We start from the raw sequence: 26,282 nt of genomic DNA, 5'->3' as shown, positions 1-26,282 counted from the left end.
TTTATAATATGCTGCCGGCCTTTGAAAAAATATATATTACACTGATGAAAAAATGGTTCTCTTTACCAGCTATACTGGTTGTTTTATTATGTTGGGTATGTGGTTGTAATACTGAACAAAAGGAAAAGGTATCGGCCGAAAAAGTGCTGAACTCACCGCCCTTTGCCAGTTTAACTGATAGTATAAAGCAATTTCCCCAGGACCAGGCCCTGTACCTGCAAAGAGGAATTCTGTTGTCGCAGAACGACCTGCATGAGCTGGCCATGGCCGATTATAAAAAGGCCTGGGAATTAAAACCCGATGAATATGTTGCTTTGCAATACGTATCGAACCTGATGTTGGTGAACCAGCCCGAAGAAGCCATCGCATTGTTAAAGACCAGTCTGGCCAAATGGCCCACCAATCCCGATCTGCATCGTCGCCTGAGCGAGATCTATACACAAATAGGAGAGAATCAAAAAGCCATTTCTCAATACGATGAATGGGCGCGGCAAGACTCCATGAACTTTGAGGTATATTATGAAAAAGGGGTGTTACTGGCACAGCTTGCCGATACACCTGCAGCTATTCAGGCATTGGAGAAAAGCTACAAGGTACAACCCATCAATTATAACGGACTTGCACTGGCCAGTTTATATGCGGCTACATTGAATCCCAAAGTACTTACCCTTTGCGATGAGCTTATACGTAAAGATACATCGGGCATCATTAACGATGTGTTGTATTTAAAAGGCAGTTATTATTCCGATAGCAAGCAATACGACAAGGCTATGCAAATGTTCAACGATTGCATAAGCCGCGACTGGAAGTTTTCTGATGCCTATATTGAAAAAGGCATTATCCTGCACGACCTGAAGAAAAGCGATAGCGCATTAAAAGAGTTTACCATGGCCGCTACCGTTGCCAATACCAATGCCGATGCCTGGTACTGGATGGCGCGTATTTATGAAGAACAGGGGAAGAAAGAACAGGCGCTGGTAAATTATAAACGGGCCCTTGCGCTTGATAAAAAGTTTGAAGAGGCGAAGGAGGGAGTTAAAAGACTTGAGAAGTAGTTGACGAGTTGACTTGTTGACGTGGAGTTATTAAGTTATTCAGTTGTTCAGTTTTGAGTTCATGGTTCTTAGTTTTAAGTCTCAGGTCTTGAGTTTCGGGCTTTGCCCGCCGGAGCTGTAGCGTAGGCGGGTTGCTGAGCGGACGTGTATTTATTTCACGTTTCACGTTTCACGTCTCACGATATCGCGAGGGCTTAAAATTCGGGCATTATTGCCGATTGCCGATTCACGATTGCCGGTTTCAAGTTCACCATTCACCAAATAAGTTACTTTTGCAACGCAGAATACCCTGATAAGGTAAATGCTTCAAATAAATAATCAGTTAACAAATCAACATACCTTCTTGCCATGGCTATAGTAGCACCATCATTTTTATCGGCTAACTTTCTTTCTTTGGAAGCAGATTGTAAAATGGTCAATGAAAGCGAGGCCGATTGGTTTCACCTCGATGTAATGGACGGGCGTTTTGTACCCAACATCACATTCGGCCCCATGATCATCGAATTCATTCGCAAAACAACTACTAAAGTGTGTGATGTGCACCTGATGATCGTAAAACCCGAAAAATATGTAGAAGACTTTAAAAAGGCCGGCGCTGATATTCTTACCGTTCATCTGGAAGCCTGCACTCACTTACACCGCAATATTGAACAAATAAAATCACTGGGCATGCAGGCCGGTGTGGCTTTGAACCCGCATACACCTGTTGAAGCTTTAAAAGAAGTATTACACGATATTGATGTAGTGCTCATCATGAGCGTTAACCCCGGTTTTGGCGGACAAAAATTCATACCTAATACCTTAAATAAGATAGCTGCCCTGCGCCGCATGATCGATGAAAAAGGGCTGGCTACCAAAATTGAGATCGATGGTGGGGTAACACTGCAAAACGCCCCCGATATTATAAAAGCAGGCGCGCATGTACTGGTAGCAGGTAATACAGTGTTCAGATCAAAAGATCCCAAAGACACCATTGCACAGCTTAAAAAAATAGTATAAGCTTATGGCAAAAGACCTTTTCAGTAACCAGGCTTCGCTATACGCGCAATACCGCCCTGGCTATCCGCCCGGGCTGTTTGAGTATATACTTCAGCATGTAAAAAATAAACAACAAGCCTGGGATTGCGCTACCGGTAATGGACAGGCTGCTGTTGAACTGGCTAAATACTTCGATAAGGTAATGGCCACCGACATAAGCGAAAAACAATTGCAGCAGGCCCAGCCGCTTGAAAATATTACCTATTCAGTTGCCACTGCAGAGCAAACCCCTTTTGCCGATAACAGCTTTGACTGTATAACAGTAGCACAAGCTTATCACTGGTTTAAATTTGATGCGTTTGAGCAGGAAGTAAAACGCGTAGCAAAGCCCGGTGCTATAGTTGCTATATGGGGTTACAGCCTGGTTGTGTGTGAAGATGCCGCGTTGAATACGATCATCAATACCTTTTACCGCGAAACAGTGGGCGCTTATTGGGATAAAGAACGCCGGTATGTTGATGAGCATTACACCACTGTTCCATTCCCTTATGAGCCATTGCCTGCAAAGGAATTTCAGATAAAAGTTCAATGGAACAAAGCGCAACTGACAGGTTATTTCAACACCTGGTCCAGCGTACAACATTTTATAAAAGCCAATGGATATAACCCGGTAACTGAACTGGCTGCCTTAATTGACGCAGCCTGGCAGGGTGATGAATATAGAAACTTTTACTTTCCGTTGTTTATTAAATTGGGTAGGGTGCAGAAGTAGATTTTGAGATTTCGCGATTGCGGGATTTTGAGATTTGTCGCGAGGCATACGGTAAAAGAAATCTCAAAATCCCTAAATCTCAAAATCAACAATTGCTGCTTATTTAGAAAAGCAAACCTTAAAGGATAAAGCTACTTATGAAGAAAATACGGTCCGCCATAATAGGTTGTGGAAAAATGGCGCAGGTACATGCGCAGGCACTAATGAATATTGAAGAAACAGAACTGGTGGCAGTGCAAAGCCGCAATACTGAAAAGGCGGCTGCAACAGCAGCCCGCTTTGGCGTAAAAGGCTATAGTGATATTGCTGACATGATACAACGCGAGCAGGTGCAGGTGGTAGTTATATGCACGCCGCATCCGGCCCACCGCGCTGCGGCCATTATTGCAATGGAAAACGGCGCACATGTTCTTTCCGAAAAACCACTGGCGGTTTCGCTCGAAGATTGCGATGCTATGATGCAGGCAGCCGCCCAATATAATAAACAGCTGGGCATGGTAAGTCAGCGCCGGTTCTACCCAGGTTGTCTTCGAATAAAGCAGGCGATAGATGCCGGTAAGATGGGCACCCCAATGTTAGGCTCGGTAATCATGTACGGCTGGCGCGATGAAAATTATTACAAAAGCGATCCCTGGCGCGGCAGCTGGGAGCAGGAGGGCGGAGGCGTACTCGTTAACCAGGCGCCCCATCAGTTAGATCTGTTACTGTGGTACATGGGCAGCGAAATGGAAGAGCTGTATGGCGTTTGGCAAAATATTAATCACCCCTATATTGAAGTAGAAGACACAGCTACCGCTATCATTCGTTTTAAGAATGGCGCGGTTGCCAACATCATAGTAAGTAATGCACAAAAGCCAGGCATCTATGGTAAAGTGCATATACATGGTTCTAATGGCGCATCTGCAGGTGTACAAACCGATGGCGGCCTTATGTTCCTGCCGGGGCAATCGGGTATTAAAGAACCGCCTTTAAACGATATTTGGACGGTGCCGGGCGAAGAGCAGCAACTGGAAGCATATCGTGCAGCCGATACTGCCGAGTTCAATGCGGTAGATGCAGTTGAATATTATGTTCGCCAACAAAACCGCGACTTCATTGTAGCTGTAGCCGAAAACCGGACGCCGCTGGTAACCGCCAAAGAAGGCAGAAAAACAGTAGAGTTGTTTACTGCATTGTATCGTTCTTCTAAAGAACGCCAGGCTATTCGCTGGCCATTATAATAGCTGTTGCTGCGAAAAAATATCTACAGAATTACCGGTGGCATTTTTTGCATATGTAATAAAAACAATTACATATGGCAACATCAACAGGCAAATCGAAGAAGCGGATACAGAAGGAAGCCGATAAAGACCTGTCTAAAACCTATAACCAGTTTAAGGAATTTGAAGGCAAGGTGTATACCGGCATGAAAATAGGCCGTAGCCATAAATGGTATTACGACAAAGGCGAATGGAAAGAAACAAAAGTAACCCCCGACCTGTGGACCATTAGCTATGCCGTTACCAAACGCAGGGCAGGCCGCGCCCCTGAAGGATCGGGCGTACCTGTGGGAACTGAATATCATTGGTATATACTGGCCCACCAGCATGTAAGAAAGTTAAATGCAAACGATTATACTACTTCACTTACCGGCCTAAAATTTAAACTTGCACATAAGCGTGCCGACAATGAAAAATGGAATGCAAGCGATAAAGCGCAACGCAACCGGTTAATTAAATTCCTGAAAGGTATTATTGAACAATTGGAAAAGGCACCTGAGAACCTGAACCAGGCGCCAGCTACCAGGGCTGTACCTGCTCCTAAAAAGAAGGCGGTGAAAGACACTGCAATAAAGACAAGAAAGAAGGCTATTACCCGCAAAAGAAAGGCCGTAACTGCATAAAGCAAACCAGTGCTATGAGTAAATTATTCCTCAGCAACTGATGTGCTTAATTTTCAATCAATAACCTGTGAAGCGGCCATGGCAATGGTTTTGCAATACTACAAGTGTAATAAAATTGTTTGTTATGGTAATAAACGATAGAGAATTCCCGGTGGTAGTGCAGGCTTATCAACCTTCGGCCAATGGTGAATTGTTTGTGGCAGAACAAATGGTAAGAAATCAGGTTGAAGTAGATGCATTCAGTAGCCGGTACGCCGGATATGTTATAAAAGCAAGGGTTGTAAAGGAAAATGAAATGGTTCCTGAATATAGCAATGGTAACAGTAAAACACGCACTGTAGTAAACAGTGATGGTACACGACGTACAGCTATTCATCGCAGGGGTATACCCGCATGGGCAATTTTGTTACTTATAGTTGTTGTACTGGTCGTTGTGGGATTTACCACAGGCTGGATCCAAAGAACCTTTGAACTCAACTTGTAATAGAAGTTCGTTCCGTTTTCGTTTTAACCGGTGGATAGTGTAACCGAGTGAATTTCGTACCCGCAATATCCTCCGGTTTTTTTTATGCTTATTAGGAAAATAAGGATATAGGCAACAAGGCAAAAAATAATCCCGTTTCGATCAATCGGAACGGGATTGTGCTTTTTAGAATACTAACAGTTACGGTAACTTGTCGCCCGGTAAACCCATACCGGTTACAACTTCATATGTGAATACACCCGCCATGATGGCCGGATCTTTATCCATTAAACGTTTTACTTCGTCTTTATCGGTAGTATTGTAAATGGCTACGGCTGCAATGTCGGAATTGTTATCCATAACGGGCATGGTCAACACCATTTCGTTATCGCGCCGTTGCTCAAAAATGTAGGGTAGGTGTTCACTTTGAATAATACGCGGAGTATCGCTTAGTCCATAATTTTCTCCCTTGGTTAAAATTACAAGTACATAAGGTTTAATGCTGGCTAGCTTCGTTAACACTTCGGGCGAAGCAAATTGAAAAGCTGAGTTGCTCATGGTTAATTTTTGTTTTAGTGAATGGTATTAGGAATAGACACAAAAACCTTGATCTTCGGGAATGGGTGAATGGGGGTTGAGTTGTTATATGACACGAATATAATATTTACACCGGGTTTGAAGCTAGAAGGATACAATTTAGTATAAAAAAAATGGGCCGATTAGAAAATCAGCCCCTGTTTAAAACACGCCTTCCAAGTAAATATTGTAAAGTAATTTTAATAGAAGTAAGGAATCCCCCGGCCCCCACGGCCTGTTCCGATTTTATCGGTCCCACTTCAGCGGGCTTGTTTGCCCTTTGGCGGAAGCAATCAGCATCATTCTCCATTGTCGCGCTTTATGTTCCTGTTTCCTGCTCTTTTTCACTGTTTCGCTGATCGCGTTGTTGTTATAGTATTTTCCAACCAAATGCCAAAAAATAAGTTGTTAATAATCAGTTGTTTAAAGCTGTGCCAATAAGTGCCAATGTCCACCGCAGGGAATCATTTTCCAATAATAGGCAACGGGAATGGCATGGGTACAAAGAAGCACTTATTGGGTGCTACAAGTGTTAGTGTACGTTACACATTTGAAGTGAGGAATGAAGAATTAGGAACAGAGAAATGAAAAAGTAAATACAGGAATAATGAATGTTGAATATTGAATGTTCAATGGTGAAGTTGAAAAGCAGTTGAAAAGTTAACAGGACTAGGGGTTGAAAAGGTGATATAGTTGATGAAGGCGATAGAGGAAATACAACGGCGAGCGTAGCGAAGCCCAATGAAACTGAATAACTGAACAACTGAATAACTTTTAACCTATGAACAAGGAACTATAACTTTAAACAGGTGACCCTAAGAAACCTGTGAACTATGAACTAAGTACTATGAACTATCACCATTTTCAACTAATTTCGACGGCACTAAAACTTACCCGGGTGAAATTTGTCCCTTTTTTACTGGTATTCTTTGCAGTTTGTTTTTCCAGTGAGGTGGTTGCACAAAAAAAGTCGGCCTGGGTCATGGGCCGGGTGGTTGGCGAAAATGAGCAACCATTAGGAAATGTATCGGTAGTTATATTGGGACGGCTAAAAGGCGTTACCACCTCCGATTCCGGCACCTTTCGCCTCCGTGTTCCGGCCGATAAGGCCTTCGCCATCGTATTCAGCTATACCGGGTTTAAAACCGAGCAACGCAATTTCCTGCTGAACGAAAATGAAGAAGAAAATGTAGTGGTACGCCTCGAACGTGGCACCCGCGAGCTGGAACCCGTTGTTATTACCGACCAGCGCCAACGGCGCGAAGCCGGTCTTGTGGTCATCAATCCTAAGAACGCCATCAATATTCCTTCGCCCACTGGTGGAATTGAAAGCCTGATAAAAGTATTTGTTGGTTCTAACAACGAGCTTACCTCGCAGTATTCGGTACGCGGTGGTAACTATGACGAGAACCTGATATATGTAAACGATTTTGAAGTGTTTCGCCCGTACCTGGTGCGCAGCGGCCAGCAGGAAGGGCTAAGTTTTATTAATCCCGAACTGGCACGAAATGTAAGTTTTTATAATGGCGGCTTTCAGGCAAAGTATGGCGATAAAATGTCGTCGGTACTCGATATTCAATATAAGAAGCCCCGCAATTTTGGTGGCTCGGCCTATGTGGGGCTGCTTGAACAGGGCCTGCACCTCGAAGGCATTACCAAGAACAACAAGTTCAGTTACCTGGTAGGGGTTCGTAACCGTAGTAACCGCAACCTGTTGAAAAGCCAGGAAACACAGGGTAATTATGTGCCCTCATCGTGGGACCTGCAGGGATTGCTCACTTACCAGATAAACGCCAAAAACAGCATCGAGCTGTTGGGTAATATTTCCCAAACCAAGTTTACACTGATACCAGAGTTCAGTCAGCTCACCTCATCAGTATTCTCGCCTTATTTCAGCGCCAACCTGGGGCTGGATATTTATTTCCAGGGCCGGGAAGAAGACCGCTACCGCACCAACATGCTGGGCTTGTCGTTTATACAGTCGCCAAAAAAGAACCTGCGCTTGAAATGGATGCTGAGCCGTTTTGAGAACGATGAGCGGGAAGGCATTGATATTACCGGCGCCTATCTTTTTGGCGAACGCGAATTTGATAAATCAAAAGCCGATTTCGGCCTCATCAATAACCCGCTTGGGTCGGGCCTTTACCAAACCTATGCACGAAACAAACTCAATATTGAGGTTTGGAATGCTTCGCATAAGGGTATGCTCGATTTGGGAAAACATTACCTGCAATGGGGACAAAGCGCCGAACGCCAAACCATCAGCGATAAGCTGCATGAGTGGGAGTACCAGGATTCGGCAGGATATAGCCTGCCTTACGACCCGGGTAACTTTATTTTAAATAAGGTGCTTAATTCAAAGGCCAATTTGACCATATCCCGTGTTACCGGTTATATTCAGGACAATATAAACGTGGGTGGCGATTCAAGTGGTGTAATAATGCAGGCCGGTGCACGCTACAATTACAACGATCTTAATAATGAGCTGTTGATATCGCCGCGCGTTGGGTTTAGTTGGAAGCCGGCACACTGGAAAAGGGATGTTATTTTCCGTGGTGCGGCAGGTATTTATAACCAGCCACCTTTTTATCGCGAGCTGCGCCGCTACAATGGTTCGGTGAATAAAGATCTGAAGGCACAAAAGAGCTGGCAGGTATCGGCCGGGTTCGATTATAATTTCCGTTCGGGCAACCGTCCGTTCAGGTTAACAACCGAAGCGTACTATAAGAACATGTGGGATGTAGTGCCTTATGACATCGACAATGTGCGGCTGCGTTATTTTGGTGAGAACCAGGCCAGGGCCTACGCTGCCGGTTTTGAGACCCGCCTGTTTGGCGAGCTCATAAAAGATGCAGAAAGCTGGATCAGTTTGGGTTTTATGCGTACGCGTGAGGACCTGAAAGGCGATAAATATTACGACTATACTGTAGATGATAAGGGAAATGTAACCGACAGTACACAGAAAGAGATGGGTTATATCCGCCGCCCAAGTGACCGGTTGGTTACATTTGGTATGTTTTTGCAGGATTACCTCAGTACCAACAAGAACTTTAAGGTATACCTCAACTTCCTGTACGGAAGCAATTTACCTTATAATATTCCCAATAGTGTAAAATACCGCAATGCATTGATCATTGATCCGTACATAAGGATCGATATTGGCTTTAGCGCCCTGTTGCTCGACAGTGAAAAAGCCAACCGCCGCAGCCATAGCCCCTTCCGCAATTTTGAGAACATTTGGGCTACGCTGGAGGTGTTCAACCTTATTGACAGGGATAATACCATTAGCTACATGCTCATCAAAGATTTTTCAAACACCATCTTTGCCATGCCCAACCGGCTTACACCCCGTTTACTGAATTTGAAGCTGGTGGCCAGGTTTTAGGGGCCAGAGGATAATATATATTAAAGAAGGTCATTTGCCGGTTGGCAGATGGCCTTCTTTTTTACCTGTATGCCTCGTGTTTACTATGTCTTTTCTTATATTTTATAACCGTTCTACTTTCAATCTTTTACCATTCATCCTCCATTATATAATGGAAGATGAATGGAGGATGAATGGTAAATGAATGATAAATGAATATAAGATAAGACCAGAATGTTAGGTTACTGAGTAAGCCTTGTCTATAACCAGCTAGTTTTCCCATTCTCTCACCTCTATTCCAAAAAATGGAATGAAGCGTTTAAACACGATTTTGTAATTGGTTGTTTGTCAGCCGTTTGCTTTTTGGCATTTTAATCGAATACTTACCGTAACCAGACAACTGGATAAGTAGCAAAACCCTTTAACCCCCTAATTTATAAGCGTATGATGGCTGTAAACGTGATAACAACCCGACCCAACCCTTTTATTGCATCTCTTACCCTGGAGATAACTGCTTCTGAAGATCAACCTGGCGTAGTACGTATGGCCGATACTACCGGCAAGATCATTAGCCTTTTTTTGTGGAAGTTGAAGAAGGGCATAAACATAAGTAACATCAATAACCTGAACAAGCTGGGTACCGGTATGTATATGCTCGATGTAATGGATGAAGAAGGAAAGATAATGTGCAGTACTAAGGTGGTAAAGTAAGAGATAACCACCCGGCTGCAGATACAGATTTGCATAAATTAGAAAAATGGAAATATGTATAAATGCGCCCGAATAAGCGCCCGGCTTTCCCAAATTAATAAAGTTTTATCCCAAACTGAGACAGGAATAAATAATATGGCAGGATATAGGACTGATTATGAGCAGATTAAAATATGGCATCCCATTCGCAAATCTTTATTAAACCATTATTTGTGATACCATTAAGCCATAATCATAATTCAGAAAAACACAAGGCGGAGAAAAACGCTTTATCAATGCGGCAAAAGCTGAGCAGGATTTTGCAGATCGACACGACTGCGAAAAATGAGAATCAAGGTCCTTCAGATGCCCCAAATTCAGAAATTATGATCCCTAAAGTTGTTGTGCGACCAAACCCTTTCTTCTCTTCTATAACGCTCGATGTAACGTGCGCGCAAGGCAAACATGTTATAGTACGGATGTTCGATGAAGATGATAAGATCGTAAAAATGTTCAGTTGGTTTTTGGTAAAAGGAATTAACATAACCAATATAAGCGAAGTAGAGTTTTTACCTACCGGTGTTTATTCGCTCGACATAGTAGATCTGGAAGGCGATATTTTATACAGTACACATATTTCAAAAAGCTAGAAACTTATAGAGAACCCCTAACCCCAACGAGGAGCTGTTGTTATAACAGCTCTTTTTTTGTTTTTAGTTAATAGCTTAATTTTGAGCATGACTAAGCTGAGTGTAAACATCAACAAATTTGCCACATTGCGTAATAGTCGCGGTGGAAATAATCCCGATGTAGTAAAAGCAGCCATCGATGCCCAGCGGTTTGGTGCCGATGGTGTAACTGTGCATCCGCGGCCCGATGAGCGGCACATTCGTTATAACGATGTACGGGAAATAAAAAAGATCATCACCACAGAATTTAATATAGAAGGTAATTGCAGTGAGCAAAAGTTTGTTGACCTGGTACTGGAAAACAAACCTCACCAGGTAACGCTGGTGCCCGATGCCGGGGGACAGCTTACAAGTGACCATGGCTGGGATACCATTAAACATCGCGATTACCTAAAGGAAATGATACAGGTGTTTCAGAAAGCAGGCATCAGGGTATCGATCTTTGTTGATCCGGTTATTGGTATGGTGAATGGCGCTGCGGAAACCGGTACCGACCGTATTGAACTGTATACTGAAGGCTACGCCCGCGAATATGCGAACAATAAAGAAAAAGCCATTGCCGGTTATGTGGCGGCTGCTAAAAGGGCCAATGAGTTAAAGCTGGGCATCAATGCCGGCCACGACCTTGACCTTAACAACCTGGCTTATTTTTCACAAAACATTCCTGGCTTGTTGGAGGTTTCTATTGGCCATGCATTAATAAGCGATGCATTATACCTGGGGTATGAAAATGCTATTCAGTTATATAAAAGGCAGCTGAAATAATTTGTAAAATTGACGGGTTAACAATTACCTTGTTAACTCGTCAACTTGTTAACTTGTCAACTCCGTTAGGCCAGTACATCCTGCCACTCCGTCATCTTATCTAACACCGATTTTGCAAAGGGGCACAGCGGTACTATTTTAATATTGTGGGTGCGGGCATATTCAACCGCGGTATGCACCAGTTGTTTACCTACGCCTTTTCCTTCCAGTGATTCATCTACTTCAGTATGTTCAATGATCATTTTGTTAGGGGCCATAGTGTATACCATTTCGGCGAGGATGGCGCCATCCTGCCCAACATAGAACATACCTTTCCCTTGTAATTGTTTGTGTTGTATTACCATAATAAATCAATTGCTGATCTTGTGATTTAGTGATTTTGCGATTTCTTTTGATGCAGGCCTTACGATAAATCTCGAAATCCCTAAATCTCGAAATCTCAAATTAGTGGCAAGTGGTCCAGGGGTAATATGGGTTTGTTGGCTTCTTTCAGCCCAACGGAAATATAGGGCTAAAATTCGTTATTTTTATTTAAATAGTAGGCTAATCATTAGAAGAAATTGAATTCCTTTAATGAAATCGAAAAAAATTTGGTCAATTCATTTTTGCACAGCACTTTTGTAAAAATGAAAAAACAATTACAAAATAAAGGTTGGTGGTGGCATACAAACTCTAAAAGGGGCTTGTAAGCTGCTATTGATGTTTTATTAAACACCATATTCAGAGCCCCGATTAACATCGGGGCTTTTTTTTTGAATTATTTTAAGGGCTATGCTCAATGAAAAAGATAAATATTACTACCAATTGTAAAAAGCTGCTGGCTGATGTGTTCACGCCGGTAGGCATTTACCTCCGGGTGCGCGATCGTTTTCGCGATACGGTGCTCCTCGAAAGTACCGATCACCATGCCGCCGACAACAGTTACTCTTTTATTTGCATCAATGCCATCGCCGGTATTGAGATCACTTCCGCCAAAAGCATCGAATTTAAACTCCCCGGTCTTCCTCCCGAAAAAGCCGCCATCACCAACAGCGCCGAAGTACCCGAAAAAATGTGGGAATTTATGCAGCGCTTTGAAGTTATCCCGCAAAGCGGTAGTGGTAAGGAAACCAGGTTTGCACAAGGTTTATACGGCTACACTACATACGATGCCGTTCAATTCTTCGATACCGTAAAACTGGGTGTTGAACGCAAATCGCCCAACGGCCAACCCGTTATTCCTCTTATGCGGTATCGCCTGTACCAATATGTAATTGCCATCAATCATCATAAAGACGAACTGTTCATTTGCGAAAACGTGATGCCCGGTGTTGAAAGCGAGCTGGCAGTAGTGGAGTCGCTTATTCGCAGTAAAGATGTACCGGTGTATCCTTTTAAAACAAAAGGACCCGAGGCATCGAACATGACCGATACCGACTATATGGACATGGTGAAGAAAGGTATTCAAAGCTGTATGCGTGGCGATGTGTTTCAGATAGTACTGAGCCGTTGTTTTGAGCAGGGCTTTACCGGCGATGAATTTGCCGTATACCGCGCCCTGCGCAGCATAAATCCTTCGCCTTATCTGTTCTTCTTTGATTATGGTGATTATAAGCTGATGGGTTCTTCACCCGAAGCGCAGTTGATCATGAAGAACGGTAAGGCCGTAGTGCACCCTATAGCGGGTACCTTTAAACGAACTGGTGACGATGAAACCGATCAGCGCGAAGCAGAGCGCCTGTTGCTCGATGCTAAAGAAAATGCCGAGCATGTAATGCTGGTTGATCTTGCACGCAACGACCTCAGCCGTTTGTGTGATGATGTAAAGGTTGATCACTATCGCGAAGTACAATATTATTCGCATGTAATACACCTGGTAAGTGAAGTGAGTGGTAAAGTACGTGCCGGCAGCAATCCGTTTGCATTGGTAGCAAAGACTTTCCCCGCTGGTACTTTAAGTGGCGCGCCTAAATTCAAGGCCATGGAACTGATCGATGCTTTTGAACCAACTGCCAGAAGTTATTATGGTGGTGCCATTGGGTTTATGGGTTTCGACGGACAGTGCAATCAGGCTATTATGATCCGCACGTTTATGAGCAGGCAAAATAAACTCATTTATCAGGCCGGCGCCGGTGTGGTAGCTGCCAGCAAACCCGAAAGCGAATTACAGGAAGTAAATAACAAACTGGGCGCATTGAAAAAAGCCATTGTGTTTGCCCAGGAAATAATTTAATTGTACCCAGGCTCTCCCATAACATTACTGAACATGAAAATTCTTGTTTTCGATAACTACGACTCTTTTACCTACAACCTGGTACACCTGGTTGAAAAGATATTGCATCAAAAAGTGGAAGTTCATCGCAACGACCAAATACCGCTTGAAAAAGTAAAGGATTACGATAAGATCATTTTATCACCCGGTCCCGGCATTCCCGAAGAAGCAGGTTTGTTACTGCCGCTGATAAAAGAATATGCCGCTACCAAATCAATACTGGGTGTTTGTTTAGGGCACCAGGCTATTGGTGAAGCATTTGGCGGAAAGCTGGTTAACCTTAGCACTGTATACCATGGTGTGGCAACGCCGGTGCAGGTGATCAATCGCGATAAACCACTTTTTAATGGACTGCCCGATGAATTTGAAGTAGGCCGTTATCATAGTTGGGTGGTAAGTGAAGAAGGTTTTCCCAAAGAGTTGGAGATAACCGCCCGCGATGCCAATAATTTCATTATGGCATTACATCATAAGAAGTATGATATACAGGGGGTGCAGTTCCATCCTGAGAGTGTGCTTACACCCAGGGGTGAAGAAATTCTTCGCAACTGGTTAAAACAGTAGTTGATTGCAATAGTATTAAGGATCTATCATTCATAACAATATGAAAAAAATATTACAATACCTTTTCGAACATAAAACCCTTAGCCGCGAGCAGGCCAAGGATGTTTTAATGAACATTGGTAAAGGTGTATATAACGAACATGAAGTAACGGCCTTTATGACTGTTTACCTCATGCGCAGTGTAACTATTGAGGAGCTGCAAGGGTTTCAGGATGCCTTGCTCGAACTGTGTGTTAAAGTTGACCTGAACGGTTTTCCTGTAATTGATATCGTAGGCACTGGTGGCGATGGAAAGAATACATTCAATATTTCTACCCTAAGCTGTTTTATAGTGGCCGGTACCGGTCAAAAAGTGGCCAAACATGGTAACTATGGTGCTTCATCTATCAGCGGCGCATCAAACGTAATGGAACAGTTGGGGTATAAATTCAAGAACGACCAAAACAGGTTGAAGAAGGAAGTAGATGAGGCCAACATCTGTTTCTTACATGCGCCATTGTTTCATCCGGCATTAAAAACGGTAGGCGCTATCAGGAAGAACCTGGGTATGCGCACGTTCTTTAATATGCTCGGTCCCATGGTTAACCCGGCTTTTCCGCCGTATCAACTGATAGGTGTATATAACCTTGAAATGGCGCGCGTATACAACTACCTGTTACAACTAAGTGATAAGGCTTTTACCATAATTCACAGTCTCGATGGGTACGATGAAATTTCATTGACCAACGATACCAAGGTGATCACCAATAACGGTGAAAGAATAATGACACCCGTGCAGTTAGGTAAACGTATGGTAAACCCTGCCGATATTTATGGCGGCAATACCGTTGAAGAAGCCGCTAAGATCTTCACCAAAATATTAAAAGGCGAAGGTACCTGGGCGCAAAATGCAGTAGTACTGGCCAATGCAGCCATGGCCCTGCATTGCACGGGTAATTTCAAAACTTATGACGATGCATATGCCAAGGCTGTTGATAGTTTGGAGAGTGGGAAGGCGAATGAGGTGTTGGCAAAGCTGATAGCTTTGCAGTAGTTGACGAGTTAACTAGTTGACTAGGAGTTGAAAAGTTGATAGATTACCGGCAACCGATAACAAACATAACGATCAAATTAAGAATGAACATACTAGACGAAATAATTGAGCATAAAAGAACAGAAGTTGCAGAACGCAAAAAGCAAACGCCGGTAAGCGAGCTTGAAAAACAGCCTTTCTTTAACCGGCCGGTATTGTCGCTGGCGCAATTCCTGCTCGATGATACAAAGACCGGTATTATTGCAGAGTTCAAAAGAAAATCGCCTTCAAAAGGCATTATCAACGGCGCTGCCGATGTAGTAGAAGTTACTTCAGCTTATGCAAAGTTTGGCGCATCTGGTTTATCTGTGCTAACCGACGAACAATTCTTCGGCGGCAGCACGGCTGATCTGATCAAGGCAAGGGTAAACCAGATACCTATTCTGCGCAAGGACTTTATGATAGATGAATACCAGATCGTTGAAGCCAGGGCCATGGGGGCCGATGTGATCTTACTGATCGCAGCCTGTTTAACCCCGGCCGAGGTAAAACGACTGGCCTCGTTTGCCGCTTCTTTACAACTGGAGGTATTGTTGGAACTGCATGCCGAAGAAGAACTGGAACATATTTGTGATGAAACAAAACTGGTAGGCATCAACAACCGTAACCTAAAAACATTTGAGGTAGACATTGACCGGAGCCTGCGAATGGCAGAAAAGATACCCGCCGGTAAAATTAAAATTGCTGAGAGTGGCATCAGTTCTGTTGCCAACATCAGGCTTTTTAAAGAACATGATTTTCGTGGGTTCCTCATCGGGGAAAATTTTATGAAAGAAGCCAAACCAGCCGAGGCTTTTCATAAATTCATAGCGCAACTGGAAGCAAAGTAATATAGCGATTGCATGGCCACTAACACTTAAAATCTGACTACGCTATGCGAGTAAAAGTTTGCGGTATGACACTGCCCGAACAGGTTGAAGAACTAAGCACCATGGGCGTTACATTTGCCGGATTTATTTTCTATCCAAAAAGTCCGCGCTACGTTTTCAAAGGGCTCACCACCAGCCACATCAGGAAGATCAACAATATTAATAAGGTGGGTGTGTTTGTAAATGCTTCTATTGAAGAAGTATTACATATGGTTGATGAGTGCCGCCTGCACATGGTTCAGTTACATGGCGATGAAACCCCTAAGTATTGTGAAAAGATCGCCGACTATGTATCGGTAGTAAAAGCCTTCCGTATTAGTGAGAACGATAATATTGAGTGGATGGTACGGCCCTATATGGATGTGTGTGATATGTTTATGTTCGATACTATGGGCGCCGGTTATGGCGGAACAGGCAAAAAGTTCAACTGGAACATGCTGAAAGATGCAAGCATTGGCAAACCCTTTTTCCTCAGCGGCGGTATTGAACCCGGTGATGAAGAACAACTGAAAGAGTTTGAAAAACTGCCAATAGGTAAAGCATTGTTCTCGGTCGACATCAATAGTAAGTTTGAAGTAAGCCCCGGCGTTAAGGATATGGCAAAAGTAAAAGAGTTTGTAACCCAATTGAACAGCCGGTATTAAACATTTATACTATGATCAATGTACGCATCGCCCTTGAAACCGACCTGGAGACCATTCTGGAAATTTACAACGACGCTATCATGAACACCACGGCGGTGTATGATTACGAACCGCATACCCTCGAAATGCGTAAACAATGGTTTCGCATAAAAGAAGCACAGGGCTATCCGGTATTTGTGGCAGAAGACAATGGCAGAGTAGTGGGGTTTAGTTCCATTGGTCCGTGGCGTGCCTGGGCAGCGTATAAGTATTCTGTAGAGAACTCAATATATGTAGCAGCTGATCAACGCGGAAAAGGTATTGGCAAGAAATTATTGGAACCATTAATAGAAGCTGCTAAACAGTTGGACCTGCATGCTATTATTGCCGGTATTGATGCTACCAACGAAGTAAGCATTAATCTGCACAGGCATTTTGGTTTTACCGAAACAGGCACCTTTAAACAGGTTGGTTTTAAGTTTGGCCGCTGGCTCGATCTTACGTTTATGCAGTTGTTGCTAAAAACACCAGAGCAACCGGTTGATGGTTAAAGAAGATAAAAACCTCATACTATGATAAAATTAGGGATCATGGGTGATTTTGACGCTTCGAATCCAACACACATAGCCAACAACGAAGCATTGGATCATGCAACCAAACAGTTTGCCAAACCATTTCAATACGAATGGGTAGCAACAGAGATAATTGGACCAGAGTTTGAGACCATCATAAGTTCTTATAACGGATTTTTAATAGCACCGGGCAGTCCGTACAAAAGCATGACCGGTGTGCTGAAAATAATAGAATACGCACGTACACATCAAATACCTACGTTGGGTACCTGTGGTGGGTTTCAGCACATGATCATTGAATTTGCGCGGAACGTGCTCAATATAACGGATGCGGAGCATGCGGAAACAAATCCGTACGCATCAAAGCTGGTAATAAATCCGCTAACCTGTTCATTGAAAGGGCAGGCGCTCGAAATTGAAATAATACAAAAGGACTCGCTGGTATATTCCATTTTCAATACCAGCACCTTCACCGAGAATTATTATTGCAATTTTGGGTTGAACCCCGAGTACCAGCAACAAATTCACCAGGCGGGTTTTAACATGGTGGCCAGTGATAAACATAAAGAAGCCCGGATCGTTGAATTAAAAGGTCATCCTTTCTTTATTGGAACACTGTTTGTTCCCCAGGTGAATTCAAGCTTTGAAAAACCGCATCCCATTGTAACAGCATTGCTAAATGCCATGGAAAAGCACAGTAGCGTTGAACAGGGCGTAAGCAGTTAAATAGTTTAAAAATGACGACAACAACAACATATCAGCAGCCCAATGCACAGGGCTATTATGGAAAGTTCGGTGGCGCATTCATTCCCGAAATGTTGCACCGCAATGTTGAAGAACTTAAATCAAAATACCTCGACATTATTTACGATCCTGGTTTTCAAAAAGAGTTCAGGAACCTGTTGCACGATTATGCCGGCCGGCCTACACCATTGTATTTGGCACAACGGCTCAGCAAGCAATACGGCACTACCATTTACCTGAAACGTGAAGACCTGTGCCATACCGGTGCGCATAAAGTGAACAACACTATTGGTCAGATCCTGCTGGCAGAGCGCCTGGGTAAGAAACGTATTATTGCAGAAACAGGTGCCGGTCAACACGGCGTGGCTACCGCTACCGTATGTGCGCTTAAAGGTGTGGAGTGTATTGTATATATGGGCGAGAAGGATATAGAGCGTCAGGCACCCAATGTGGCCCGTATGAAAATGCTGGGCGCTACAGTGATACCCGCTACCAGCGGAAGTAAAACACTGAAAGACGCTACCAACGAAGCTATTCGCGACTGGATCAATAACCCGGTTGATACCCATTATATCATTGGCAGTGTGGTAGGGCCACACCCATACCCCGATATGGTAGCGCGTTTTCAAAGTGTTATCAGTGAAGAGATCAGATGGCAGTTAAAAGAAAAAACAGGCAGTGAATTACCAACGCATGTGTTGGCATGTGTAGGTGGCGGCAGCAATGCGGCTGGTGCTTTCTATCATTTTCTTGAAGAGCCAACGGTACAACTGGTGGCAATAGAAGCCGCGGGGCATGGCGTACACAGCGGGCTTAGCGCAGCTACCACCCAGTTAGGCAAACCCGGTGTATTACACGGCAGCAAAAGCCTGGTAATGCAAACCGATGACGGACAGGTGGTAGAACCGCATAGTATTTCAGCGGGGCTCGATTACCCGGGCATTGGTCCCCTGCATGCGCATTTGTTCGATAGCAAACGCGGAGCATTCTTAAGCGCTACCGATGAACAGGCATTACAGGCTGCATTTAACCTGGCAAAACAGGAAGGTATTATTCCGGCGTTGGAAAGTTCACATGCGCTCGCCAGCCTCGAGTTCCTGAAACCGGTTGCGCCTAAAGCGTCAGAAGCGCCGGTACCTGCCAACGCTAAATTCACCAAAGATTCGGTAGTAGTGGTTTGTTTAAGTGGAAGAGGTGATAAAGATATGGCTACGTATATGAAAGCGATGGAAGAAAAATAAATACCGTTACAGGTTTCAGGTTCCATGTTACAGGGACCTGAAACCTGTAACCTGTAACTTGAAACAAGTAATTAGAATGAATAGGATTAATGATCTTTTCAAGCGTAAAAAGAACGACATACTTAACGTTTACGTTACAGCCGGCTATCCGAAACTGGAAAGCACAGTGTCGGTAATGAAAGCATTACAGGATAGCGGGGTTGATATGATTGAGTTGGGTATGCCCTATAGCGATCCGCTGGCCGATGGCCCGGTTATACAGGCCAGCAGCACACAAGCGCTGGCCAATGGAATGACCATTGCTACATTATTCGATCAACTAAGAGATTTTCGCAAACAGGTATATGTGCCTGTTATTCTCATGGGGTATATGAACCCTGTGTTGCAATACGGCTTTGAAAAGTTTTGTCAGCATGCGGCCGATGCGCCTATTGATGGACTTATTTTACCCGACCTGCCGGAGTATGAATTTGAAACAGAGTACGGGCCTATTATGCAGCGCTATGGGTTAGATTTTATTTTTCTGGTTACGCCGGAAACTTCTGAAGAACGTATTCGCAAACTCGATAGCTTAAGCACCGGTTTCCTGTATGCCGTTTCTTCTTCTTCCACAACAGGAAAAGATAAGGATATGAATGCCGTTGAAAACTATTTACAACGGTTAAAAAGCATGCAACTAAAGAACCCGGTACTGGTGGGCTTTGGTATAAAAGATAAACCAACCTTTCAACAGGCATGTCAACACGCCAATGGCGCCATTATAGGAACGGCGTTCATTAAAGCACTTGAAAATACAGCCGATGTGGAAGGTGCTGCAAAAAAGTTTATAACCGATATTAAAAGCTGATACAACTACTAATGGAGGACCTGGTAATTATAAAATACAATGCGGGAAATATACAGTCGGTACTGTATGCGCTGGAGCGTATTGGAGTGAATGCATTGGTTACAGATGACTACGAAAAAATTCAAAGCGCTAAAAAAGTGATCTTTCCCGGGGTAGGCGAGGCCAGCAGCGCCATGCGTTACCTGAAAGAGCACAAGCTCGACACTTTGATCAAAGACCTTAAGCAACCGGTGTTTGGAATATGTTTGGGGATGCAGTTGATGTGCGCATATAGTGAAGAGAATGATACTACATGTCTCGGCATATTCGACGAACATGTTAAGAAATTCATTCCCTCTGCCGGCGCAGATTTTAAGGTTCCTCAGATCGGTTGGAACAATATCTTCAACCTGAAGTCTGAACTCTATAAAGACGTGCCCGAAAACAGTTTCTGTTATTTTGTGCATGGTTATTATGCAGCATTGGGTGAGCATACAATAGGAACTGCCGATTATATTCAGCCCTATAGCGCATCGCTACACAAAGGTAATTTTTATGGCGCCCAGTTTCACCCCGAGAAAAGTGCCAAAGCAGGAGAGCAGATACTAAAAAACTTTTTGAGCTTGTAACATGTCTATACAACCTGTTTCATCAAACGAAGTATGGGTCATGCGGCAAACAGTAATGTACCCGCATGAGAACATAGATTTTGTAAAACTGGAAGATGATGACCGGGGCATGCATTTGGGCTTGTATGATTATGGCGAGCTGGTATCGGTAGTGTCGGTGTTTGAAAAAGATGGTTCGGTACAGTTCAGAAAATTTGCTACCAAAACAAACTGGCAGGGTAAGGGGTATGGAAGCTCCTTACTAAAACATGTTATGGATTGGGCCGTGCGTAATGGAAAAAAGAACATCTGGTGCAATGCCCGGTTAAGCGCTACCGGTATTTACAGGAAATTTGGTATGCAGGCTGTAGGCATGCCCTGGCAGAAATACGGTCTGGATTTTATAAAAATGGAAAAGCAATTATTGCAATCAAAGCGTATGCAAATCATTCCGGCTATTGATATTATTGATGGAAAATGCGTTCGGTTAACGCAGGGTGATTATGAACAAAAGAAAATTTATAATGAGCATCCGTTAGAGGTGGCTAAACAATTTGAAGATGCCGGCCTTAAGCGATTGCACCTGGTTGACCTGGATGGCGCCAAAGCCGGTGCTGTAAAGAACTGGAAAGTGCTGGAAGCTATTGCCGGTAAAACTGAGCTGGTGATTGATTTTGGCGGTGGCATTAAAACCGAAAAGGATGTAAATATCGTATTTGAATCGGGCGCTGCATTGGCTACCATTGGCAGTTTGGCCGTGAAGAATGAATTTGAGTTTGTAAAATGGTTGCTGCAGTATGGCGCTGAAAAGTTTCTGCTGGGTGCCGATGTGAAAGATGAAAAAATAACCGTAGGCGGCTGGCTCGAGACCACCGATATTTCTATTTACGACTTTCTGAAAAAGTATATCGACCACGGTGTGCAACAGGTGTTTTGTACCGATGTAAGTAAAGATGGGTTGCTTGCCGGTCCGTCGGTTGAGTTGTATAAGAATATCATTGGGCGTTTTCCCAAACTGAATTTCATTGCCAGCGGTGGCGTAAGTTCGTTAAAAGATCTCGATGATCTGGAGGCGGCAGGTTGTTCGGGCGCTATTGTAGGGAAGGCGATCTATGAGAATAGAATTACGTTAGATGAATTGAAGAAGTTTAGTTAACGAGTTAACAAGTTGACGAGTTAACAAGGAGTTGAAATGTTGAGGAGAGTTGCTACAGGTAAATGCAGGGTGATAGAGTTTGGTAGCGAGTTTTGAGGTATGAGTATTTCACGTTTGCCGTTTGCCGTTTTACGATATCGCGAGGCATTAAATTTCGGACCTTATTGCCGATTGCCGATTCACGTTTTGCCGACCTTAGAATTCGATAAGTTAAAAGAACCACCAGAGGTTCAAAAAAAATAATAACAATGTTATGTAAACGTATCATCCCCTGTTTAGATATAAAAGATGGCCGCACGGTGAAGGGGACCAATTTTGTGAATCTTCGTGATGCCGGCGACCCGGTAGAGCTGGGTGCATTGTATGCACAACAGGGCGCCGATGAACTGGTTTTTTTAGATATAACAGCCACTGTTGAAAAAAGAAAAACATTGCGCGAGCTGGTGAACCGCATTGCTCACCATATCAATATTCCGTTTACTGTAGGCGGCGGCATTAGCAGTGTTGATGATGTAAGCGCATTACTGCAAAACGGCGCCGATAAGATATCGGTAAACACTGCCGCATTTAAAAATCCACAGTTGATACAGGAGCTGTCGAAGGAATTTGGCAGTCAGTGTGTAGTGCTTGCTATAGATACCCGAAAAGAAGAGGATGGCGAATGGTATGTGTACCTGAATGGTGGCCGTACCAAAACCGAGGCCCGTTGTGTTGATTGGGCAAAGCAGGCCGTTGACCTGGGCGCCGGCGAAATATTACTAACCTCTATGAACCACGATGGTACCAAGGCCGGGTTTGCTTTAGATATAACGCGTACCCTGGCCACCCAGTTGCCTGTACCGGTAATTGCATCGGGTGGTGGTGGCACCATGGAGCATTTTGTTGATGTATTTGAACAGGCCCAGGCCGATGCCGCCCTGGCTGCCAGCATATTTCACTTTAAAGAAATTGCTATTCCGGATTTAAAAGGATATTTGCAGGGCAAGAACATTAATATACGGCCGGTTTAGTTGACGAGTTAACAAGTTGACGAGTTGACTAGGGGGCTGAAAAGGTGAAAGAGGTGAAAGCCAATGTGATAATTTGATAATGTGATAATGGAAATGTATTGCAGTTTTAAGCGTGCTATTTGTGATTTGGATAAAAATCACGAGCCTTTTCACGTTTCATCCGCCAGCTGGCGGACCGTTTCACGAATAGCGAGGCTTTAAGTTTCGGGCCCCATTGCCGATTCACGATTGCCGATTGATTAAGGGTTCAATGAACTAACAAATAATGATCATGAAAGTAGATTTCAATAAATACAGCGATGGCCTGGTGCCCGCCATAATTCAGGATTTTACAACCCACAAAGTGCTAATGATGGGTTTTATGAACGAAGAGGCCCTGAAAAAAACAATGTCTGAAGGCAAAGTGACTTTCTTTAGCCGCAGTAAACAACGGCTGTGGACAAAAGGCGAGGAGAGTGGCAATCACCTGCTGGTAAAAGAAATACTGTCAGATTGTGACAACGATACTTTACTTATAAAGGCCCAGCCCCTGGGCCCCACCTGCCATACCGGCGCCGATACCTGCTGGAGCGAACGTAACCATAGCGAGGATTTTTTATATTACTTGCAGGATATCATTGAGTTACGTAAAAAGAGCGAGGACGAAAAGTCGTATGTGCGTCAGCTTTTTAACAAAGGCATTAATAAAATTGCCCAAAAAGTAGGCGAAGAAGCGGTAGAACTGGTCATTGAAGCAAAAGATAGTAACGAAGACCTGTTCCTGAACGAGGCGGCCGACCTGATGTTCCATTATTTGGTATTACTTAACGCAAAAGGTTATAATTTGCAACAGGTGGTAAGTATTTTACAAAACCGACACTCCAATAAAAAGTAATATGAAGAAGCTGATAGCAGGACTTTTTTTAATACCCGGTGCGGTAATGGCGCAGCAAAAGGGATTTGTGATAACGGGTACCGTAACCGGACTGGCTGAAAAAAGCAAGGTAAGCCTGGTTGACATGAACAAACCTACCGATACCGTGGCAAGAGGTGTGGTAAACAAGGGTACGTTTGTATTAAAGGGAACAATAGCTGAGCCCAACCTGCATCAGCTGAATTTTGATGTTGCCGGAAAAAAATCGATATTATTCATTGGCAATGAGAACATAACCGTAAAGGGTAATATTGAAAACGTGAAGGACTTTGTGGTGAAGGGTTCTGCAGTGAACAACGATTTCAACGAGTTTCAGAAGATCTTCAACCCATTGTTTCAAAAGCTTACGGCGTTGAACCAGCAGATGTATGCCACTCCGAATCAACAACCGAACGATTCTTTGGTAGCATTATCTAAAACTACATTCGATGCAACGGTAGCTGCTATTGAAAAGTTTGTTGCAGAAAAAAAGGCATCGCCTGTTGCACCGTTCCTGCTGGTGGTTACCCGCGAACTGGAGCAGGACCCGGTTATACTGGAGAAACGTTTTGCCAAATTGAGCCCCGCCAACCAACAGGGCTTTTATGGAAAAATGCTGGAAGAAGGTTTAGCCGCCAGCAAAGTTGGTACTATTGGCAGCGAAGCCATCGAATTCACCCAGAACGATACAACCGGTACACCGGTATCGTTAAACTCGTTCAGAGGTAAGTATGTGCTGATTGATTTTTGGGCCAGCTGGTGCAAACCCTGCCGTATGGAGAACCCTAATGTTGTAACCGCATTTAAAAAGTTTAAAGACAAAAACTTCACCGTATTGGGTGTATCGCTCGATAAGTCGCGCGAAAGCTGGATCCAGGCTATAAAAGACGATGGCCTTGCCTGGACGCAAGTGAGCGATCTTCAATCATGGAACAATGCCGCCGCCCGTAAATACAAAATTGAAAGCATTCCACAGAACTTTCTTGTAGACCCCAGTGGAAAGATCGTAGGTAAGAACCTGCGTGGTCAGGATCTGGAAGCGAAGTTGTGTGAGTTGTTGGGATGTAAGTAATGCCCCCGGCCCCCTAAAGGGGAAGAATTAAAATGAATAATATTACAGATAAAAAAGCTGTCTGGGTTCCCAGGCAGCTTTTTTCGTGTATGGTGACTCAACACCGGCAATCGTCAATCGGCAATCGGCAATGGCTCGCAATGCTTCGAGCCTTGCTAATCGTAAAACGTGAAACGGCAAACGTGAAATAAATACAGCTTCGCGCGACGCCGTACACCGTCGCGCCGCCTCGAAAACTGAAACTATCGACCGCCAGCTATTAATCGCGAGTTCTGAATTTAAAGGAACTAAGAACTGAAAACTAAGAACTATGAACCTGCCTTTATCAACTGTATCAACTATATCAACCTTATCAACTTTTCAACTCCCTCGTTAACTCGTCAACTAATTAATATCCTTCCCTTCCTGCAACGTCTTGATCATCTTCTCCACACTCAACTTATTCACATTATCACGGGCTTTGGGAAGGGCTTTTTGGGCAAAGCCCAATGCTTTTTTATAATCACCTATAGCTGAATAGCCACGCGCCATACCCACCTGGGTGGTGAACTCGTTGGGGTTCTTGTCGTAGTTTACCTTAAACACATCGAAGGCCTCTTTTGGTTTCTTTTGTTGTAGTAACTGCCGTGCATAACCGTGTATCTGGTTCATGGTACCTAAGTTCAATGCTTCCTTCATCAACGCATCGGCTTCTGCTTCTTTATTGAACTTTCTTAAATAGCCGGCCCTGGTTGATAGCGTGGTAAAATTCTTTTGTCCAATAAAGGGCAGGTTAATAGCATCTTCACTCCACTTCATACCTTCTTCAAGGCTAACATTGTTTTGTAAACAGAACAGTGCGGCCTGGTTAAAGCTTTGCCACCCAGGATTAAAGGCCTTTTCGCTACGCAGCTCGCGGCGGAACGATTCCAATTGCAGGTTGTTATAATCGGTTTCTACTTTAAAGGGTATTTGTAATTTTTCCCAGGTTAAAGAAATGGTAGCGCCGCTATTGGTTTCATCGGTAAAAGCATACGTTAACCACTCAACGCTTTTATCGAGTGGTTTGGGTTTTACCTTAACGCGCAACGCATCTTCTTTAGGATCGTAGTAGAAGCTGCCCCAGGAGCTTGCATTCTTTGAAAAGATAACGGTACATTCTTCGGGCTCATAGGCTATAAAGAACCCGTATTTGCCGGCTGGCAGCGCCTGTCCTTCAATGTTTACCGGTGTAGAGAATTCAATGGTCGTATTTTCGTTGGCCCCTGCCCGCCAGGGTGCTGCTTTGCTGGTGCCAAAACCCTGATCGGTAAAACCTTTCTGAATAAGCTCACCCCATATCTTTCCTTCGCGGCCTTTTACACCTGGCCGGTCGTAATGGATGGTAACATCGGTAATGCCAATGCGTTCGCCAACCATGGCTTTTTTATTACCACCAAAGGGCGGTGCGGTTAACTGTGAGTAAGAAACGATATAGCATGTCAATGCTAAACAAGCAATCAATATCTTTTTCATGTCAGTTAATTTTGAAATATAAGCTACGTAGTATTTCAAAATCGCTACATGATA

At 43.8% G+C, this 26,282-nt stretch carries 27 protein-coding genes; 24 read left to right on the top strand and 3 right to left on the bottom strand.

The features are described from left to right. Nucleotides 1–44 precede the first annotated feature (44 nt). The 6 genes from GGD38_RS05660 to GGD38_RS05635 all read left to right on the top strand — a co-directional run bounded on the left by GGD38_RS05660 (nt 45) and on the right by GGD38_RS05635 (nt 5,171). Nucleotides 45–1,055 carry a tetratricopeptide repeat protein gene (locus tag GGD38_RS05660; RefSeq protein WP_375298989.1) on the top strand — a complete coding sequence of 337 codons (1,011 nt, stop codon included), beginning with the start codon at nt 45–47 and terminating at the stop codon, nt 1,053–1,055. A gap of 348 nt (nt 1,056–1,403) precedes the next feature. Continuing rightward, nucleotides 1,404–2,054, top strand: a complete 651-nt coding sequence (rpe, locus tag GGD38_RS05655) for a ribulose-phosphate 3-epimerase (protein ID WP_375298990.1) — start codon at nt 1,404–1,406, stop codon at nt 2,052–2,054. 4 nt (nt 2,055–2,058) lie between these two features. Beyond that, on the top strand, nt 2,059–2,805 hold the full coding sequence (locus GGD38_RS05650) for a class I SAM-dependent methyltransferase (RefSeq protein WP_375298991.1): 747 nt from the start codon (nt 2,059–2,061) through the stop codon (nt 2,803–2,805). 137 nt (nt 2,806–2,942) lie between these two features. After that, on the top strand, nt 2,943–4,025 hold the full coding sequence (locus tag GGD38_RS05645) for a Gfo/Idh/MocA family protein (protein WP_375298992.1): 1,083 nt from the start codon (nt 2,943–2,945) through the stop codon (nt 4,023–4,025). A 74-nt stretch (nt 4,026–4,099) separates the two neighbouring features. Further along, nucleotides 4,100–4,687 (top strand): hypothetical protein, encoded by a 588-nt coding sequence (locus tag GGD38_RS05640; protein WP_375298993.1) that lies wholly within the window; start codon nt 4,100–4,102, stop codon nt 4,685–4,687. A gap of 124 nt (nt 4,688–4,811) precedes the next feature. Continuing rightward, nucleotides 4,812–5,171: a hypothetical protein gene (locus tag GGD38_RS05635; RefSeq protein ID WP_375298994.1), complete on the top strand. Its 360-nt coding sequence runs from the start codon at nt 4,812–4,814 to the stop codon at nt 5,169–5,171. Between the two features lie 180 nt (nt 5,172–5,351). Here the strand turns inward: GGD38_RS05635 and GGD38_RS05630 are convergent, their stop codons facing one another. Then, on the bottom strand, nt 5,352–5,708 hold the full coding sequence (locus tag GGD38_RS05630; RefSeq protein ID WP_375298995.1) for a hypothetical protein: 357 nt from the start codon (nt 5,706–5,708) through the stop codon (nt 5,352–5,354). 916 nt (nt 5,709–6,624) lie between these two features. On the opposite strand from GGD38_RS05630, the gene GGD38_RS05625 reads away from it, so the two are divergent. The 4 genes from GGD38_RS05625 to GGD38_RS05610 all read left to right on the top strand — a co-directional run bounded on the left by GGD38_RS05625 (nt 6,625) and on the right by GGD38_RS05610 (nt 11,234). Next, a complete protein-coding gene (locus GGD38_RS05625; protein WP_375298996.1) occupies nt 6,625–9,111 on the top strand; it encodes a carboxypeptidase-like regulatory domain-containing protein in 2,487 nt (828 codons plus the stop codon). A 423-nt stretch (nt 9,112–9,534) separates the two neighbouring features. After that, on the top strand, nt 9,535–9,801 hold the full coding sequence (locus GGD38_RS05620) for a T9SS type A sorting domain-containing protein (RefSeq protein WP_375298997.1): 267 nt from the start codon (nt 9,535–9,537) through the stop codon (nt 9,799–9,801). 365 nt (nt 9,802–10,166) lie between these two features. Next, nucleotides 10,167–10,430, top strand: a complete 264-nt coding sequence (locus tag GGD38_RS05615; protein WP_375298998.1) for a hypothetical protein — start codon at nt 10,167–10,169, stop codon at nt 10,428–10,430. Between the two features lie 87 nt (nt 10,431–10,517). Beyond that, nucleotides 10,518–11,234 (top strand): pyridoxine 5'-phosphate synthase, encoded by a 717-nt coding sequence (locus GGD38_RS05610; RefSeq protein WP_375298999.1) that lies wholly within the window; start codon nt 10,518–10,520, stop codon nt 11,232–11,234. A gap of 65 nt (nt 11,235–11,299) precedes the next feature. Here GGD38_RS05610 and GGD38_RS05605 read toward each other — a convergent pair whose 3' ends face one another. Next, complete coding sequence (locus tag GGD38_RS05605) at nt 11,300–11,578, bottom strand: GNAT family N-acetyltransferase (protein WP_375299000.1); 279 nt, start codon at nt 11,576–11,578, stop codon at nt 11,300–11,302. Nucleotides 11,579–12,012: 434 nt separating this feature from the next. Between GGD38_RS05605 and GGD38_RS05600 the strand changes: the two genes are divergently transcribed. The 14 genes from GGD38_RS05600 to GGD38_RS05535 all read left to right on the top strand — a co-directional run bounded on the left by GGD38_RS05600 (nt 12,013) and on the right by GGD38_RS05535 (nt 24,734). Continuing rightward, the gene (locus GGD38_RS05600; protein WP_375299001.1) at nt 12,013–13,446 is read left to right on the top strand and encodes an anthranilate synthase component I family protein; all 1,434 of its coding nucleotides are present in this window, start codon (nt 12,013–12,015) and stop codon (nt 13,444–13,446) included. Between the two features lie 33 nt (nt 13,447–13,479). After that, complete coding sequence (locus GGD38_RS05595) at nt 13,480–14,049, top strand: anthranilate synthase component II (RefSeq protein WP_375299002.1); 570 nt, start codon at nt 13,480–13,482, stop codon at nt 14,047–14,049. Between the two features lie 40 nt (nt 14,050–14,089). Beyond that, complete coding sequence (trpD, locus tag GGD38_RS05590; protein WP_375299003.1) at nt 14,090–15,082, top strand: anthranilate phosphoribosyltransferase; 993 nt, start codon at nt 14,090–14,092, stop codon at nt 15,080–15,082. An 83-nt stretch (nt 15,083–15,165) separates the two neighbouring features. Then, the gene (trpC, locus tag GGD38_RS05585) at nt 15,166–15,951 is read left to right on the top strand and encodes an indole-3-glycerol phosphate synthase TrpC (RefSeq protein ID WP_375299004.1); all 786 of its coding nucleotides are present in this window, start codon (nt 15,166–15,168) and stop codon (nt 15,949–15,951) included. 44 nt (nt 15,952–15,995) lie between these two features. Next, nucleotides 15,996–16,634: a phosphoribosylanthranilate isomerase gene (locus GGD38_RS05580; RefSeq protein WP_375299005.1), complete on the top strand. Its 639-nt coding sequence runs from the start codon at nt 15,996–15,998 to the stop codon at nt 16,632–16,634. 11 nt (nt 16,635–16,645) lie between these two features. Next, nucleotides 16,646–17,164, top strand: coding sequence for a GNAT family N-acetyltransferase (locus GGD38_RS05575; RefSeq protein ID WP_375299006.1), 519 nt, complete (start codon nt 16,646–16,648; stop codon nt 17,162–17,164). Between the two features lie 21 nt (nt 17,165–17,185). Further along, the gene (locus tag GGD38_RS05570; protein ID WP_375299007.1) at nt 17,186–17,911 is read left to right on the top strand and encodes a hypothetical protein; all 726 of its coding nucleotides are present in this window, start codon (nt 17,186–17,188) and stop codon (nt 17,909–17,911) included. An 11-nt stretch (nt 17,912–17,922) separates the two neighbouring features. Further along, nucleotides 17,923–19,170, top strand: a complete 1,248-nt coding sequence (gene trpB, locus GGD38_RS05565) for a tryptophan synthase subunit beta (protein WP_375299008.1) — start codon at nt 17,923–17,925, stop codon at nt 19,168–19,170. Between the two features lie 76 nt (nt 19,171–19,246). After that, the gene (gene trpA, locus GGD38_RS05560; protein WP_375299009.1) at nt 19,247–20,017 is read left to right on the top strand and encodes a tryptophan synthase subunit alpha; all 771 of its coding nucleotides are present in this window, start codon (nt 19,247–19,249) and stop codon (nt 20,015–20,017) included. A gap of 11 nt (nt 20,018–20,028) precedes the next feature. Continuing rightward, nucleotides 20,029–20,625, top strand: a complete 597-nt coding sequence (gene hisH, locus GGD38_RS05555; protein ID WP_375299010.1) for an imidazole glycerol phosphate synthase subunit HisH — start codon at nt 20,029–20,031, stop codon at nt 20,623–20,625. A gap of 1 nt (nt 20,626) precedes the next feature. Further along, nucleotides 20,627–21,760, top strand: a complete 1,134-nt coding sequence (gene hisA, locus GGD38_RS05550) for a 1-(5-phosphoribosyl)-5-[(5-phosphoribosylamino)methylideneamino]imidazole-4-carboxamide isomerase (protein WP_375299011.1) — start codon at nt 20,627–20,629, stop codon at nt 21,758–21,760. 248 nt (nt 21,761–22,008) lie between these two features. After that, nucleotides 22,009–22,770, top strand: coding sequence for an imidazole glycerol phosphate synthase subunit HisF (hisF, locus tag GGD38_RS05545; protein WP_375299012.1), 762 nt, complete (start codon nt 22,009–22,011; stop codon nt 22,768–22,770). Nucleotides 22,771–23,041: 271 nt separating this feature from the next. Then, nucleotides 23,042–23,644 carry a bifunctional phosphoribosyl-AMP cyclohydrolase/phosphoribosyl-ATP diphosphatase HisIE gene (gene hisIE, locus GGD38_RS05540; protein WP_375299013.1) on the top strand — a complete coding sequence of 201 codons (603 nt, stop codon included), beginning with the start codon at nt 23,042–23,044 and terminating at the stop codon, nt 23,642–23,644. Between the two features lies 1 nt (nt 23,645). After that, nucleotides 23,646–24,734 (top strand): redoxin domain-containing protein, encoded by a 1,089-nt coding sequence (locus tag GGD38_RS05535; RefSeq protein ID WP_375299014.1) that lies wholly within the window; start codon nt 23,646–23,648, stop codon nt 24,732–24,734. A gap of 384 nt (nt 24,735–25,118) precedes the next feature. On the opposite strand, the gene GGD38_RS05530 is transcribed toward GGD38_RS05535, so the two are convergent. Beyond that, nucleotides 25,119–26,228 carry a DUF2911 domain-containing protein gene (locus tag GGD38_RS05530; protein ID WP_375299015.1) on the bottom strand — a complete coding sequence of 370 codons (1,110 nt, stop codon included), beginning with the start codon at nt 26,226–26,228 and terminating at the stop codon, nt 25,119–25,121. Nucleotides 26,229–26,282 lie beyond the last annotated feature (54 nt).

Source organism: Niastella sp. OAS944 (assembly GCA_024809215.1).
GTDB lineage: Bacteria > Bacteroidota > Bacteroidia > Chitinophagales > Chitinophagaceae > Niastella.
This window is presented reverse-complemented; position numbering and strand designations above follow the sequence as displayed.

What these genes read in the sequence shown, in the direction of transcription:
- GGD38_RS05600 (WP_375299001.1), top strand. Translation starts at nt 12,013, where the DNA reads ATGAAAAAGATAAATATTACTACCAATTGTAAAAAGCTGCTGGCTGAT.
- GGD38_RS05530 (WP_375299015.1), bottom strand. Translation starts at nt 26,228, where the DNA reads ATGAAAAAGATATTGATTGCTTGTTTAGCATTGACATGCTATATCGTT.
- hisF (WP_375299012.1), top strand. Translation starts at nt 22,009, where the DNA reads ATGTTATGTAAACGTATCATCCCCTGTTTAGATATAAAAGATGGCCGC.
- GGD38_RS05650 (WP_375298991.1), top strand. Translation starts at nt 2,059, where the DNA reads ATGGCAAAAGACCTTTTCAGTAACCAGGCTTCGCTATACGCGCAATAC.
- GGD38_RS05570 (WP_375299007.1), top strand. Translation starts at nt 17,186, where the DNA reads ATGATAAAATTAGGGATCATGGGTGATTTTGACGCTTCGAATCCAACA.
- GGD38_RS05640 (WP_375298993.1), top strand. Translation starts at nt 4,100, where the DNA reads ATGGCAACATCAACAGGCAAATCGAAGAAGCGGATACAGAAGGAAGCC.
- GGD38_RS05635 (WP_375298994.1), top strand. Translation starts at nt 4,812, where the DNA reads ATGGTAATAAACGATAGAGAATTCCCGGTGGTAGTGCAGGCTTATCAA.
- hisIE (WP_375299013.1), top strand. Translation starts at nt 23,042, where the DNA reads ATGAAAGTAGATTTCAATAAATACAGCGATGGCCTGGTGCCCGCCATA.
- GGD38_RS05610 (WP_375298999.1), top strand. Translation starts at nt 10,518, where the DNA reads ATGACTAAGCTGAGTGTAAACATCAACAAATTTGCCACATTGCGTAAT.
- hisA (WP_375299011.1), top strand. Translation starts at nt 20,627, where the DNA reads ATGTCTATACAACCTGTTTCATCAAACGAAGTATGGGTCATGCGGCAA.
- hisH (WP_375299010.1), top strand. Translation starts at nt 20,029, where the DNA reads ATGGAGGACCTGGTAATTATAAAATACAATGCGGGAAATATACAGTCG.
- trpA (WP_375299009.1), top strand. Translation starts at nt 19,247, where the DNA reads ATGAATAGGATTAATGATCTTTTCAAGCGTAAAAAGAACGACATACTT.
- trpC (WP_375299004.1), top strand. Translation starts at nt 15,166, where the DNA reads ATGAACATACTAGACGAAATAATTGAGCATAAAAGAACAGAAGTTGCA.
- GGD38_RS05535 (WP_375299014.1), top strand. Translation starts at nt 23,646, where the DNA reads ATGAAGAAGCTGATAGCAGGACTTTTTTTAATACCCGGTGCGGTAATG.
- GGD38_RS05595 (WP_375299002.1), top strand. Translation starts at nt 13,480, where the DNA reads ATGAAAATTCTTGTTTTCGATAACTACGACTCTTTTACCTACAACCTG.
- GGD38_RS05605 (WP_375299000.1), bottom strand. Translation starts at nt 11,578, where the DNA reads ATGGTAATACAACACAAACAATTACAAGGGAAAGGTATGTTCTATGTT.
- rpe (WP_375298990.1), top strand. Translation starts at nt 1,404, where the DNA reads ATGGCTATAGTAGCACCATCATTTTTATCGGCTAACTTTCTTTCTTTG.
- GGD38_RS05630 (WP_375298995.1), bottom strand. Translation starts at nt 5,708, where the DNA reads ATGAGCAACTCAGCTTTTCAATTTGCTTCGCCCGAAGTGTTAACGAAG.
- trpD (WP_375299003.1), top strand. Translation starts at nt 14,090, where the DNA reads ATGAAAAAAATATTACAATACCTTTTCGAACATAAAACCCTTAGCCGC.
- GGD38_RS05660 (WP_375298989.1), top strand. Translation starts at nt 45, where the DNA reads ATGAAAAAATGGTTCTCTTTACCAGCTATACTGGTTGTTTTATTATGT.
- GGD38_RS05615 (WP_375298998.1), top strand. Translation starts at nt 10,167, where the DNA reads ATGATCCCTAAAGTTGTTGTGCGACCAAACCCTTTCTTCTCTTCTATA.
- trpB (WP_375299008.1), top strand. Translation starts at nt 17,923, where the DNA reads ATGACGACAACAACAACATATCAGCAGCCCAATGCACAGGGCTATTAT.
- GGD38_RS05575 (WP_375299006.1), top strand. Translation starts at nt 16,646, where the DNA reads ATGATCAATGTACGCATCGCCCTTGAAACCGACCTGGAGACCATTCTG.
- GGD38_RS05580 (WP_375299005.1), top strand. Translation starts at nt 15,996, where the DNA reads ATGCGAGTAAAAGTTTGCGGTATGACACTGCCCGAACAGGTTGAAGAA.
- GGD38_RS05620 (WP_375298997.1), top strand. Translation starts at nt 9,535, where the DNA reads ATGATGGCTGTAAACGTGATAACAACCCGACCCAACCCTTTTATTGCA.
- GGD38_RS05645 (WP_375298992.1), top strand. Translation starts at nt 2,943, where the DNA reads ATGAAGAAAATACGGTCCGCCATAATAGGTTGTGGAAAAATGGCGCAG.